At 38.8% G+C, this 12,059-nt stretch carries 12 protein-coding genes and 1 pseudogene; 12 read left to right on the forward strand and 1 reads right to left on the reverse strand.

Going from position 1 to position 12,059, the window contains the following annotated elements; all coding sequences use genetic code 11:
• The first annotated feature begins 11 nt into the window (after window positions 1-11).
• From CYJ36_RS22580 to CYJ36_RS22635, 12 genes are all read left to right on the forward strand, one after another.
• Window positions 12-233 (forward strand): hypothetical protein, encoded by a 222-nt coding sequence (locus CYJ36_RS22580; RefSeq protein WP_070874446.1) that lies wholly within the window; start codon window positions 12-14, stop codon window positions 231-233.
• A 27-nt stretch (window positions 234-260) separates the two neighbouring features.
• Window positions 261-689: a conjugal transfer protein gene (locus tag CYJ36_RS22585; RefSeq protein ID WP_070874445.1), complete on the forward strand. Its 429-nt coding sequence runs from the start codon at window positions 261-263 to the stop codon at window positions 687-689.
• The gene (locus tag CYJ36_RS22590) at window positions 667-3,240 is read left to right on the forward strand and encodes an ATP-binding protein (RefSeq protein ID WP_070874444.1); all 2,574 of its coding nucleotides are present in this window, start codon (window positions 667-669) and stop codon (window positions 3,238-3,240) included. Before CYJ36_RS22585 ends, CYJ36_RS22590 begins: the two co-directional genes overlap by 23 nt.
• Entirely contained in the window at window positions 3,237-3,674 is a 438-nt protein-coding gene (locus tag CYJ36_RS22595) for a hypothetical protein (protein ID WP_070874443.1), read from the forward strand. The genes CYJ36_RS22590 and CYJ36_RS22595 overlap by 4 nt, the downstream gene beginning before the upstream one ends.
• Window positions 3,671-6,046 carry a CD3337/EF1877 family mobilome membrane protein gene (locus CYJ36_RS22600; RefSeq protein ID WP_070874442.1) on the forward strand — a complete coding sequence of 792 codons (2,376 nt, stop codon included), beginning with the start codon at window positions 3,671-3,673 and terminating at the stop codon, window positions 6,044-6,046. The genes CYJ36_RS22595 and CYJ36_RS22600 overlap by 4 nt, the downstream gene beginning before the upstream one ends.
• 26 nt (window positions 6,047-6,072) lie before the next feature.
• A complete protein-coding gene (locus tag CYJ36_RS22605; RefSeq protein WP_070874441.1) occupies window positions 6,073-6,702 on the forward strand; it encodes a hypothetical protein in 630 nt (209 codons plus the stop codon).
• On the forward strand, window positions 6,689-7,891 hold the full coding sequence (locus CYJ36_RS22610) for a C40 family peptidase (protein WP_083328038.1): 1,203 nt from the start codon (window positions 6,689-6,691) through the stop codon (window positions 7,889-7,891). The genes CYJ36_RS22605 and CYJ36_RS22610 overlap by 14 nt, the downstream gene beginning before the upstream one ends.
• A 68-nt stretch (window positions 7,892-7,959) precedes the next feature.
• On the forward strand, window positions 7,960-8,247 hold the full coding sequence (locus tag CYJ36_RS22615; protein ID WP_070874440.1) for a hypothetical protein: 288 nt from the start codon (window positions 7,960-7,962) through the stop codon (window positions 8,245-8,247).
• Window positions 8,223-8,711: a CRISPR-associated protein Cas4 gene (locus CYJ36_RS22620; RefSeq protein WP_070874439.1), complete on the forward strand. Its 489-nt coding sequence runs from the start codon at window positions 8,223-8,225 to the stop codon at window positions 8,709-8,711. Before CYJ36_RS22615 ends, CYJ36_RS22620 begins: the two co-directional genes overlap by 25 nt.
• Window positions 8,712-8,731: 20 nt before the next feature.
• Window positions 8,732-9,010 (forward strand): AbrB/MazE/SpoVT family DNA-binding domain-containing protein, encoded by a 279-nt coding sequence (locus CYJ36_RS22625; RefSeq protein WP_070874438.1) that lies wholly within the window; start codon window positions 8,732-8,734, stop codon window positions 9,008-9,010.
• Between the two features lie 16 nt (window positions 9,011-9,026).
• Window positions 9,027-10,406 (forward strand): VWA domain-containing protein, encoded by a 1,380-nt coding sequence (locus tag CYJ36_RS22630; RefSeq protein WP_070874437.1) that lies wholly within the window; start codon window positions 9,027-9,029, stop codon window positions 10,404-10,406.
• A gap of 108 nt (window positions 10,407-10,514) precedes the next feature.
• The gene (locus CYJ36_RS22635) at window positions 10,515-11,438 is read left to right on the forward strand and encodes a homing endonuclease associated repeat-containing protein (protein WP_070874436.1); all 924 of its coding nucleotides are present in this window, start codon (window positions 10,515-10,517) and stop codon (window positions 11,436-11,438) included.
• A gap of 113 nt (window positions 11,439-11,551) precedes the next feature.
• Here CYJ36_RS22635 and CYJ36_RS22640 read toward each other — a convergent pair.
• A pseudogene (locus CYJ36_RS22640) lies at window positions 11,552-12,043 on the reverse strand (ATP-dependent DNA ligase); the annotation flags it as partial.
• Window positions 12,044-12,059 lie beyond the last annotated feature (16 nt).

Below are 12,059 nucleotides of genomic sequence, written 5' to 3' on the forward strand. Positions count from 1 at the left end.
GATGAAAGATTATGAACTTCGGAGAAAATATTCAAGAGTGGTTTTCAACACAGGTAGGAGCGTTATTCTTAGTAATCATTGGAGCTGTAGCCATTTATTTCTTGGTTAAACGTGAGTTTTCTAAATTTGTAGGATTTGCGATTTTCGCAATGATCGTTGGAGTATTCGTCTTTACGCCTGATAGTGTCAAAGATTTAGGTTCTAAATTATGGTCAACCGTTTTCGGAAGTTAATGAAACAGAAGAAAGTGAGGAAGTACCATGAAGCCTAAAATACTGCGTACCTATAATAGCGTTTGGAAAGTAGAGAAGGTCTTATACGGGATTCAAGATATCCCACTGCCGATACCCTTGACGTATCGGCAGATAGGATTTTTCGGGGGTGGAGTGTTCCTTGTGTGGGTACTCAACCATTTTCCCCCTTTAAGTTTACTTGATTTAGGGTTGATTGAATATATCTTTTTACCGGGTCTATTTGCTTGGTTTTTTACGAAACAGTTACTAGATGGGAAAGCGCCGCATCGTTTTTTTATACGAGCGGTGCAATATCATCTTTCCCCACATATACAAAATCGTTATCAAGAAGTGTCAGATATGAAGAAACCATATAAATATGCGAGCAAAGTTGGCTATCGTCAATTGAGCTACCATGAGAGGGGTGAAGCTGATGAACATCGAATTTCCGATTAAATATTTTGAAGGCAATCTAGTATTCTCCCAGGACGGAACATGTTGGGCGTACTATCAGCTAGCCGGATATAATTATGATTTTCTAGCTGATGATGAAAAAGATATTATTTTCACAAAGATCAAGCAGTTCTTTTGGCAAATCAATTTAGATACACATTTGTTGGTGGTTCCAAACTTTCAGTCGATCCAAGAAAAGCATGACCGTTTTAAAAGAAAGCTAACTGGACCATTGAAAGATGCAGCAGCTAAACATACTGAAGATGCAGCCGTTCAACTTGAGAAAATGTTAGGAAAAGAAGGAACAGAATACCGCTTCTTTATCGGTGTGAAATTACAAAAACCTGATAGTAAGAAGAAAAAAGCTTCTATTATTAAAGATATAAAAGAAGCGTGGAAAGAATTTATCGGTGGAGTGAATGAAGCATCGGGACTTGATACACCTGAAATCATTGAAGATGAAATTGATCGGTATCGAAAAGCTGAACGCCGAGTTTTTAACAAAGTGGCTACTCGATTAAAGGCTGAACCGGTCATAGAAGAAGATACTCAATGGCTGGTTCGCCGGAATTGGTATCGTTCTATCGGTAAAGCTCCCATTTTAAAGAATTGGAGTCCAGCCTATACGGTTAATTATAAAGAGTTTGAAGAAGGTGAAATCACGGTTCGTCGTCCTTTATATCATGATGTGTTGCGTTTATCAGAAGGTTTAGTCGATGATTCACCAAAACGAAGCATTATTTTAAAACAAATGCACGAAGGTGAAGAAGTTGAAGGACACGTCGCTTTTTTGACCATCGCAAATGTGCCATATGAAATGCAATTTCCTGGTGAGGAATGGATGTATGTTATTCAAAACCTTGATTTTCCGGTAGAAATCAGTGTTCGGACTGAAACAATGGAGAACCGTAAAGCCTTATCTTCTGTTCGTAACGCGCAGAAAGAATTGAAAGACCAAGACCGGCACGCGAGAGAAACTGGAAATGACACAGGATTAAATGTACTTGATGGCAGAGCGGAAGCTCAAGAACTAGAAGCTCATTTGCAAAAATCTCGTATGCCGTTAATTAAAACATCAATCATTTTAGCAGTATCGGCCACTAATGAAGATGAATTAAAACGCCGTTGCGATACTGTCAAAGACATGTATCAAGATATGATGTTTCAGGTTGAACAGCCATATGGTGATCAATGGCTCGCTTTCAATGAATTTCTGCCCGGTGCGAAGCGCTATATCAAAGACTATGTGCATTTTATGGAGCCAGCAACTGTTGCCGGCAGCATGTTTGGAGCAACGAAGCAGCTGGGAGATGGTGAAGGATTCTTTATCGGAAGTACAGGGATTTTGGATCAGCCGGTTTATATTATGCCAAACCGTGCTGCGCAAGGTATTCGAGGAACGAAGACAAATGCCCTTTCAGCCGCATTTCTAGGTTCTCTAGGTGGAGGGAAATCCTTCAGTTCCAACCTAATAACGTACCTATCTGTCCTTTCAGGAGGTAAGGCTTTAGTCCTGGACCCGAAGGGAGAAAGGGGTAATTGGGCCCGAGATTTACATGAGTTGGGCGATCAGGTAAACATCATTTCGCTTTCTACAAGGGCAGAAGATAAAGGAAGGCTAGATCCATTTTCCATTCACAATAATATAAAAGAAGCAGAAACGCTTGCTCTTGATATTTTGACATTTTTAACTGGTGTAAGACTTGATGATTCAGAGCGCTTTCCAAAGCTTACACAGGCTGTACGAACAGTAGCAGAAGGTGAAAAGCCATGTTTAAGTAAAGTCGTTAAAACGCTATTGAGCAGCAAAGATAAAGCCGCAAAACAGTTAGGTGAACATATACGTTCTTTTAGCGAATTATCCTTTGCGCAGTTGCTTTTCGGTGATGGTGAGAATGATTCAGCTATTAATCTTCAAACAGCTTTAAATGTCCTACAGATTCAAAATCTTGAGTTGCCAGCACCAGATACGCCGCAAGAGAAATATAATCTGTCAGAAATGCTTTCAATTGCAATGATGCTTCCGATTTCATCATTTGCTTTAAAGTTCATTCATAGTGACCGTAGCATTTTTAAAACGGTTTTGCTTGATGAAGCATGGGCAGTTTTAAACACAAGCCAGGGAAGCCATTTAGCAACACGCCTTGTACGTGCAGGACGTTCGATGAATGCTGGTATCTATTTTGTTACCCAAAATGCGAATGACTTGCTGGATGAAAAAATGAAAAACAATATCGGAATGAAATTCGCATTCCGAAGCACCGATCCAAACGAGATTGAAAATGTTCTTTCCTTGTTGAACCTTAAAAATACGGAATACAACGCATCAACCTTGAGAGAGCTTCAGAACGGTCAATGCTTGTTCCAAGATATTACTGGACGTGTAGGGGTTGTATCCATTAATGCTTTATTTAAAGACCTATTTGATGCATTTGATACACGCCCGCCAGCAGAAGAAGAACCAGGAGAGATTATTCCCGATGGGAAACTTCGTATAGATGGTGATGGACCAAAGATAGAAGAAAAACTCAAGAAAGAAGGCGTGTTTGTATGAAAAAAGTGATTTTAGTAATGAGTATTTCATTCCTTCTCATTGTTGCCGCAGCTTGCGGCAATGATCAGGTTAACGGTAAAGGACCAGCTGATATACCGGTTGAATGGGCCAACGCAGATACACAAAGAGATCAATCTAAATTGCTTTCTCTTTTAGATGAAAAAGAGACGGCTTTAGATGCTGAAGACAAGGCTGACAATAATAAAACTGTTAAAAAATATAAGCTAGTTGAATGGAAGGTCGATGATGAACATTACTTCTATGAAATTACTTATGAGAATCCGATCAAAGAAAATAGATTAAAGACAGATAAAATGGAAGTTATTAAGACTGATAACGGTTGGAAGCGTACTGAATACGGGGATATATACGATTTTGATAAGAAGGTAGAGGGCTTGAAATCAGAAGTACTAAGGGAGTTGCATGATGAATGAAAAAACTATTGAGGTTTTTCTTGTTGTCAGTAGCCTTACTTCTAACGTTGCAGGTTCCAGCTTCAGCAGAAAGCCTTCAAGATAATTTAGTACCTCAAGATTCCGAAACAGGAACAGTTGGAGAGGTTGACCTAAAATATAATGAATATCCACAGCATCATTATAAGTTGGATACTTGGGTAGATACCGATGGTGACTGGATGCCGTGGAATTGGGCAGACGGTGCAGGAAAACAAATTTATATTGCCTTAATGGAAATTATCAATTCTATTTGGAATGTCAATATTCTGTTAGCAAACTTTACGATGAAAATTGTCCAAGAAGCGTTTGAACTTGATTTTGTTTCCGGTGTGACAGAAGAAGTAGGTTCAGCCATTCAAAATATTGCTGGTTTTGGACCGGGCGGCTTCATGGCAAACGGATTATGGCCGTTGCTTGTGACTTTTATTATCGGAATTGTAGGAGCATGGGCGACTTATGTGGGAATGGTCAAACGTGAAAGCAGCCGGGCTTGGGGCGGTCTTATATCCTCAATGGTTATATTTGTTTTTGCGCTTGGTTTTTTCTCAAATGCATCTACCATTTTGAAAGGTATCAATGATTGGTCTAGTGATCTTCAGGGTGATATTTTAGCTGTCTCCGCTAGTGTTGTAAATCCGGGGGCTTCTTATACCGAAGAAGAAGGAATTGCAACCATTCGTAATCAGATGTTTGATTTGATGGTGAAAAAACCTTATATGCTCATGCAATATGGCACGACAAAAGTTGAGGAAAGCCGTGTTAAGGAAATTCTTTCAATTGATCCTTATGCAAATGCTGAAGATAGAAATAAAAAAGTAGAAATTGAAGTAACTCAACAGGAAAATAAAATGATGTCTATTGATGGGATTTCACAGCGTGCCGGGTTTGTTCCATTGCTTTTTATCGCAAATAGTATCATTGGCATTTTCTTATTAATGGTTTCAGGAACGATTATCCTGTATCAAATGGTATTCCTTGCTTTAGTCCTTTTCGCACCTGTTCCGTTGCTCATGGCTTTAGTGCCACGCTGGAAAAATGCAGCTTTCGATTGGGGAATGAAGGTACTTCATGCACAGCTTATGAAAATCTCCATCGCTTTATTATTGACAATTTTGTTCGGTATTTCAGCCATCTTGTACCGCGCAACTGAAAGTTCAGATTTAGGATATCTTGGCATGATGCTTTTACAGATTATTTGCTTTGTAGGGGTATGGGCGAAGCGAAAAGAGCTGTTTAACATCGTATCTACAGCAGTAAATAATGTAGAAAGCAGTACAGGAGCCACATTACAGAATTATAGGCAGAAATTTAGCCAAGCGAGAAGTATGGCTCGAAATGTCAAAAATAGAATGGATGAAAACAACAGCAGCGGACGTATTCGCAATCAGCCATTAACAGAACGGAAGCCTTTAGGACAGAGTAAAATAGGCATGCTTAATAAAGATCAGTTAGCGGAAAGACAACAGCAACTTCAATCAACAAAGGAAGGACTTCTTAAAACAAAAGACGGCCTTATAGCAGGGGCAAGCACAGCCATGTTAGCTGATCGAAGCAATCAGGAGTTTCAAGAAGGTCAAGAAGATTATGCAAAACTTAAAAATCGTACAGGAGTTGAAAATGCAAGTACGGATCGTGAACAATTAATGGATCGTAAGCTTGAAACACCTTCAGAAAATCAAAATGGCAACATTACATCTATTGATGATTTACGTCGTCGTCGTTTAGAGAGTGGAGGACTTGCAAATGCTCCTTTAGCAGACCGTCAATCTTTGCAGGATGCGCGCAGTGAAATTGCATCATCATTAGAACGACCAGAAATGCGCGATGCAGAAATTTCAGATCGTACGCAAAGTGAACGTAATATTAACTTGGTGAATCAAAACAACCACGAAGATAAGATCAATGAAAAACAAAGTAATCAATTATCTGAACGCAGAATACTTGAACGAACAACAGACCAAGAAGTTTCTCAAGATACGACTAATCGTGAACGATTAGTTAACACAAATAACGAACGCAATATCAATGATACGGTTAATCGTCAGTCTGTTAGTAATGAAGGTAATGAACGCAATATCAATGAGACAGTGACTCGTAATTTTATTAGCAATGAAAACAATGATCGTTCCGTTAATAATGTGACAGATCGCAATAACAATGAGACTGAAACGCATCGTAGAACACAAGAGAATGTTACAACTAGAGAGACCGTTTCTCAAGAAGTCAATCGTCGAAACGAACAGCGCGTTAATAGTTCTGAAAATGTCGAAAACGTTGTAAGTCGTGATAGACCAATAACACAATGGGAAGCTCAACAACAAATTAATGCAAGGAATCGCGATAGAGAGTAGGAGGAGAAAACAGGAGGAGAAATTATATGTTCGGATGGGATTTTCAAAATAGTAAAAGTGATCGAATTAAATTGTTTCTTTTTCTTTTAGTCCTTTTTCTGGTAGTTGGTTTTGCTGCTTCAACTATTTTTCGTAGCTTAAATGAAGATGCAGCTGAAGCTAGGGAGAAAAAACTTGTAAGAGTAGAAGAATCTTCTTCAACCGCAGATTCTTCTACATCTGATTCAAATTCGGAACCAGAAAGGGAACAGTCTAATGAGTATGATCAGACAGAAAAGTTTTCTGAAGAAGAGCTTGAAGCTACTAAGAAAATTGCAGTCCAGTTTGTTACATCTTTTCACAGTTACAATGCAGATAAACCAATGGATTACTTAGAAAATGCCAAACCTTATATGACAGATTCTTTATATGAAAAAATGAGTCGAAATGGCAGAAGAGAAGTACTTGAACGATCATATTTGACCGTAAAAGAAACGGATGTGACGCCAGTCGTTAATAAGAGCAGCATGGTTGTTCGCTGGAATGTCATTGTAAGAGGGGAAGCAAAGTCGGTTGATGGAAAAGCTTCACAAACAGAAGATTGGTACTTAGTCGGGATGCGTGATGTAGATGGCGAATGGAAAGTAGAGGATGTGAGAGTGAATGTCCCAAATTAATGATCCTAACAGCCATGAAACCAATGGCAGTTCTGCATTAAAGAGTGCTGCTGGTGCAGCTGGAAAGGCCGCGACTAAAAAGGTAGCCAAAAAAGCCGTGAAAGCAGCAGCTACAAAGGCTGCCGCAGCTACCGGTTCTACGGTTGGACTTCCTGTCATTTTAGGTATTGCAGCTGCTGGAATCGTCATAATAGGTGGGCTTATCATATTAGCTTTCGTTATTCTATCTTCAACCGGGGGAGAAGAAGAAATGCAGCCCGGTACGGGGTATTACGGAGGAGATATTTCAGAGTTTGGGGCAAATGAAATTCCGTCTCAATATATACCAATCTATAAAGCTGCTCAAGAAAAATATGGTGTGCCGTGGAATTTGCTTGCCGCACACCATAGGGTAGAAACCCGATTTTCTACGTTGGAAGTAATGGTGTCCCCGGTTGGAGCAGCAGGGCACCTCCAGTTCATGCCTTTAACGTGGATTGGCTGGTCCTATCCGGGCGGAAATCGGTTAGGTAATGCCAGTATTCCGAACAAGGTTTTGACCGATCCGGCCATGATTAAAAAGTATGGTGGATATGGTGTAGATGCAAACGGTGATGGAAAAGCTGATCCGTGGGATATAGAGGATGCGATCCATTCTGCAGCTAATTATCTGAAAGCGAATGGTGCAGCTGAAGGTGATTTAAGAAGAGCTGTATTCGCTTATAATCATGCCGATTGGTATGTGGAAGAAGTTCTCGGTTTTGCGGATCAATATGTAAAAGGTTATGTTGCAGTTGGCGGAGGCAGTGGCGGAAGTACAGGTATAGCTGTAGTAGATGTAGGTAACAAATGGATTGGGAATTCGGTTTATGTGTTTGGTGGAGGAAGAAATCAAAGTGACATAGCCAGAGGACGTTTCGACTGTTCAAGTTTTGTGCATTGGGCTTTTAAAGAGGTAGGGGTGGATTTAGGCCCTTTAACTTCAACCAGCACTGAAACTTTGAAACATTTAGGAAAACCGGTTTCTCCAAGTGAAATGAAGCCAGGTGACGTTGTATTCTTTAATACTTACAAAAGAGATGGACATGTAGGCATCTATGTAGGAAATGGTAAGTTCATAGGAGCTCAATCCAGTACAGGTGTTGCAATTGCTGATATGACAAAAGGCTACTGGAAAGAAACCTTCAATGGCCGAGTGAAGCGAATTTAACCTATTGTTATAGCCTAAAGGGAAGCTTGAGCTTCCTTTTTCTATAGCTTTAGTTTAGGAGGGGGAGTATGGAACAGGAAAAACGAAGGTATTTTAAACCTAGTGAGATCAACCAATTTACATTTTGTACTGAAAGTTGGCGTTTAGAAAAGTTGAAAAAACAGCGAAAAATTTTCCTGACAAGTGAGGACTATCGAACACTGAAAACCCGTTTTCAAAGAGGTAATGAGCATCATAAGGACTTTTATAATAAACCTGTTTACCAAGGCAGGAGAAAGTCTACCAGTCTTGTTAAAATTGCCTTTTATGTCTTATTAGCTTGGGTGATCCTATGGATATTACTTTATATTTTATAATTGTGACGGCGAGTGTATTAGGTTTCTTATATGTGTTTCGGAAAGGGGGAAATTTCATAGTTTATGAGGATATTAACGGCGCACAGACGTTAAAAGATGAGGAATTTAGAATAGAAGGTAAGCCGGATCAGATTTTAAAAAACCGCAGATTTGTTACCGTTATTGAAGTAAAGTCGAAATTCATTCCGAACAATCAACAGTCGCCTTATGCCGGTGATCGTATGCAGTTAGCAGCTTATATGAAAATCGCAGAAAACCATTTTGGGAAAGTAAAAGGTGGTTATGTATCCTATAAAAATCGTTCTTTTTATGTTCCGTGGAATTGGTTTTTAAAAAGGGAATTAAAGCGTACGATTCGTCAAATGGAAGATGCTGAAACTGGTAAACAAATGAAGGTTAAACCGCAAAAACAAAAGTGCTATGCGTGTATTTATCGTGATCGTATTTGTAAAATAGCAAAGTGAAAATGGAGGGTTTTTATTCAATGAAAAGTACAGGTATTGTCCGTAATGTTGATGAGTTAGGAAGAATTGTGGTACCGATTGAGCTACGGAGAACGTTAGAAATTGGTATAAAAGATGCGATTGAAATTTTTGTAGATGAGGATAAAATTATTTTGAAGAAATATAGTCCGAATATGGCTTGTTCCATAACCGGAGAGGTTACAAAAGAGAATAAGCATTTTGCTAATGGTAAATTGGTTTTAAGTCCCAAAGGAGCAGATTTATTGGTAAAAGAAATTTCATCGAATTATGTTTTGTAGGAGTGTGGGGGAGACAATGAGTAAGAAAAAATTATTCCTTTTTTCTATGTTTAGTTTGCTTTTGCTCTTTACTTTAGCTGCTTGTGGGGCAAAGAATCAAGCGATGACTGACAAAGAAAAAAGTGAGGAGTCCGGAAAAGCAAAGGAAGATGAAAATACTGCTGGAAAAGAAAAAGAGGATGAGGTAAAAATCGCTGGAAGTATAGAAGAAATTATCGAAGAGAAAGCAGGTGAATATTCAGGTAATGCCTTTAATGAAGCTGTTGTACATAGAGCATTAGATGAAACATCCTTTCAGGATAAAGACAGCTTTCAAATATATGAAACACTGTTAAGTTTAATAAGCGAAGGAGAGAATTATAGTCCTTCCTATGAATATTATGAAGAATTTAATCCAAGTATTGAAACAACACTAAGTGAAATGCCTGGGGGCATGAAGCTAAATGAAAACGGAGAATTAGGACTAAGTGCTAATATTGCCATCCTGTTAGATGCAAGTGGTAGTATGGCTCAAAAGATCGGCGGTAAAACAAAAATGGACCTTGCTAAAGAAGCTGTTAATCAGTTTGTTGCTTCGATGCCTGAAGGGTCAAATGTTTCGTTAAGGGTCTATGGACAAAAGGGTAGTAATAGCGACAGCGATAAAAAGCTTTCTTGTGATAGTACAGAAGTAGTCTATGATTTAAAGCCTTATAATGAATCCGAATTTAAAACGTCATTAGGGAAGTTCCAGCCGACAGGTTGGACACCAATTGCTAAAGCCATTTCTGAAACAAAAGCTGATTTTGAAAAAGCGAATAAGCCAGGGCAAAACATTATTTATGTTGTGAGTGATGGTATTGAAACATGTGACGGTGATCCGGCAAAGGCAGCCAAAGAGCTTCATGATTCTAATATTCAGGCCAAAGTGAATATTATTGGGTTCGACGTAGATAGCGCGGGTCAACAGCAATTAATATCGGTTGCTGAAGCTGGTGGAGGAGAATTTGAAACAGTAGATACAGCAGAGGATTTTAAAAAGTTATGGGAAGATGAACGACAACGTCTTTGGAATGAATGGTGGGATTGGGGTAATAAGAATTGGAACGAAGTTTGGGATGAACAATCTAAAAAATCAAAAGAGTTATTTGAGGAAAAATCAGAGTTTACTAATCTTATCTATGATGAAAAGACCAGACTTTCCGAAACTGCCTATTATTTGCAAGAAAAAGAGCAGATCGATAGTGAAGTTCGACAAGAAGTTGACAGTCTTATAGAACAACGTTATAACATTTTAAAGGATTATGCCGAAGGTAACTATACTGAATTAAAAGAAACCCTGCAAACTGAAGGGGAAGCGTTAAAGGATTCCATCAAAGAAAAGAAAGAAGAAATGCTAAAAACCTATAAAAATTAATCCAAACAATGTTTTGGATCCAAATGCTGCATAAAGGCTCAAAAGACGAACTATTTTTCGCAGCCAACATGCAGTATTTTTCTGTAAGCCGAACAATGGAGTGATTGCATGGAAACCAACAAGGAAATACTTTCAGAACTGAAAACAGAATTGATCCGGATTGGCTCAACCAAAAAGGCTGATTATGATCTATGGAAATCACAAGGTCATGTATCAAGCAGCACTATTTGTCGGCGTTTAGGTGTTAGATGGGGTGAGATAATCGAGAAGATCGATATAAAAAATGAACTAACCCTTAAAGCGCTAAAATTGCAGTTGGAACAGATTGGTTCAACAAGTCGAGAGGATTATGATTTATTAAAGAATCCCGGCCAGTTATCAAGTAGTGCTATCTGTCGGCGGTTAGATATGAGTTGGCGTGATATAGTCGCACATATCGGCTTGAAACCGGCACGAGTGCTTTTGCCTAAAGAAGAACTATTAAAGGTATTGGAAGTCGAATTTGAGCGTTTAGGAAGCTTTAAAAAGGAAGTATACCGAGAAAAACGCAATAAGAAGCAGTTTCCGGCTCCAAGAGTTTTAACCAATCATCTTGAAATGTCGTGGGCAGAAATCATAAAAGCGTGTGGTGCTTCAAAAATTAGGGAACATGTTGCTGATGATGTGAGTGATCAGGAATTAATAGATGAGTATAAAAAAATTAGTGCGGAATTCGGACAACCAGCTACCATCGAGGAATTGAAAAAAAGTACGGCGTATACATATGAGATTTATAGACAGCATTTCGGAACCATCGGCCAGTTACGAAAAGCTTGTGAATTTAAGGTGAAAACAAAGCGTGCAACCCCTGTTATTACGAAAGATGATTGCAAAAGAGAATTGTTAGGAATTTACCGTAAATATGGCCGCGTTTCCTATAGTCAGGTAAAAGAGAAATCGGCTATATCTATGTCAACAATCATCCGAAAATTTCATACGACCAAAATTAATGAAATATGGGAAGAAGTCTTAAAAGATAAAAATAAGGAATAGACTTTTGCAAGTTGTGTTTTCATTTTCGCCGTGGTTTACGCGCATCTTGAAAGCTATGTTTTTTCCTATGTTTTCAATCAATAAAAGAGCGCTGAAGATGCCCTTCAGCGCTTTTATTGTGCCATCCATTTCTCGAATGATGGGATACGTAGATAGCCCTTTTTGGTTAGGTTGCGATATTTTACAACCCCTTTTAAATTTGGATCCAAATAAATAAAATCATCCGTTTCTGTCCGGATATGTTTTTTATATTCCGCATATAGTTTTTTTCGGTCTGCTGGTTTCATAAATTCCATTAAGCCAGCAGGTGATCCATCTTCAAAAGAGAGTAGCACACCAAATTCTTTTTTGCGCAATCCAGTGATCAATATGTTTTCATACTGATAGTTGATAACTTTCAGCCATTGATCAGAGCGAGTACCAGGACGATACTTTGAATCAGCTTTCTTTAAAACGATCCCTTCAAGACCTTGTTCCTTGATCAAATCAAAGTATTGACTGCCGTGGCCTTCTATATGCTGCACATAAGCAATTCGATTGTCTGTAGGAAGAATGCTTTCCAGTAGCATTTTTCGTTCAATTAAAGGCTTATTCATCATGTTTTCGTTCTTATAATAGGGG

The organism is Bacillus sp. UMB0893 (assembly GCF_002858905.1).
In the GTDB taxonomy this organism is placed as follows: domain Bacteria; phylum Bacillota; class Bacilli; order Bacillales; family Bacillaceae; genus Bacillus_P.